Here is a 1,494-nt window from a genome sequence, read left to right as displayed (position 1 = left end):
TGAACTCCCTCAGTTAAATACGATTTTCTCTCGAATGCTCGCTTATTCGCAGGATTTCATATCCCTTGATTTGGAGTTAACGATTAAATAAATTGCGTTCAGATCATTATGGCTTCGTGAAGGCATAGTGAAATAGAGGAGTGAATAAAAACTCCATATTTTACCATATAATGCACGTGCTCCACGCCGCCCCTGGAGGCTTTCCCTCCCATGTCTCAACGGGTCAAACGCCCTATCATTCCTTCGTCATGCCTATCCAAGGGGTGGAGGCCAGTTATGCTAACGGAATGGGTCTGTGCCCTTATGTTCAACAAACCTGGTACTCCGTACATATTTGAAATCCTGCAAATAAGCCAACATTCGGTCAATACAAGTGTGCCGTATTTCTTATTTCAAGGGGACGATTAACTTAATTTCTGTAATTTATTAGGCAGCTAACGGTGATAATGGTTTGACCTTATCAGGGCAATAAGACTCATTTCGTCTAGAAATACCTACAAAAATCCTTGCCAATTTGCCAATTAGCTTCATAATAGATTTCATTTTCTTTATTTTTTTTACTTTGACATTATGAAAATGTATTGCTTTAAATTCTGGATTATTCATCACAAGGCTCATTGTCGCTAAGTAGAGGAATCGCCTTAATCTGGAACGTCCTCGCTTAGAAATGATAATCTGGCCTTTCCACTTGCCCGAACTTGCTTCGGCTAAATGCAATCCTGCATGGCGAAGTAAAGAATTGCCATGAGAAAAGCTGCTTAAATCACCAGCTTCACCTAGTATGCCAGCTAAAGAAATATCACTTATTCCTTTTATGGTAAGGAGCTTCTTAGCGAAAGGAATTTTATTTAATGCCTCAGTAACTTGTTGTTCAACTCTTTCGAGTTGAGTTAAAGCTAAATCATATTCCTCTAATAATTGTTCCAAATGGAATTTATAAGCATCAAGTGCTTGTCTATTACCAACAGATTTCTTAGCTAACTGGATGAGTAATAGGGCCTTTTTTAATCCAGGCTGCCTCTTCATTATAGATTTCCAACCTGTAATAACCTCGTGAGGCTGCATATTCTCTAAGTCAACAGGGGAGGGGAATAAACGAAGGGTTGCGATTGCCCCTTTAGCCTTAATATCTTTAAACACATGTCGGAGTTCAGGAAAGACAATATCTACCCAACGATTTAATTGATTAATAGAACTGACAAGGCGTTTAACAACTACATCACGGTTAGACATTAGAACTCTTAGTTTTTCAAATGATTCTGATGTGTATCTAACTTCCGAATAGTAACCATTCTTCACCATATCAGCGATGACTAAGGCATCTTTTTTATCACTTTTTGATTGAGTATTATCACGGTTTTCTTTATTTTTTTTTACTAAATGAGGGTTTACCGTTACCACTTCGATGTTTTGTTTAGAAAGCCATTTTGAAAGATTGATCCAGTAGTGTCCAGTCGGCTCCATCCCCACAATAGCTTCATTTAGATTATTTAA

The 1,494-nt window shown here is 38.0% G+C and carries 2 protein-coding genes; one reads left to right on the top strand and one right to left on the bottom strand.

Going from position 1 to position 1,494, the window contains the following annotated elements; genetic code table 11:
* The first annotated feature begins 276 nt into the window (after window positions 1-276).
* The gene (locus JOC76_RS30685) at window positions 277-408 is read left to right on the top strand and encodes a hypothetical protein (RefSeq protein WP_275591440.1); all 132 of its coding nucleotides are present in this window, start codon (window positions 277-279) and stop codon (window positions 406-408) included.
* An 18-nt stretch (window positions 409-426) separates the two neighbouring features.
* On the opposite strand, the gene JOC76_RS29705 is transcribed toward JOC76_RS30685, so the two are convergent.
* Window positions 427-1,494 (bottom strand): IS110 family RNA-guided transposase (locus JOC76_RS29705; protein WP_205182337.1); only part of this gene is annotated, 1,068 nt, incomplete at its 5' end.

The organism is Neobacillus cucumis, from assembly GCF_016908975.1.
Lineage (GTDB): Bacteria > Bacillota > Bacilli > Bacillales > Cytobacillaceae > Neobacillus > Neobacillus cucumis.
This window is presented reverse-complemented; position numbering and strand designations above follow the sequence as displayed.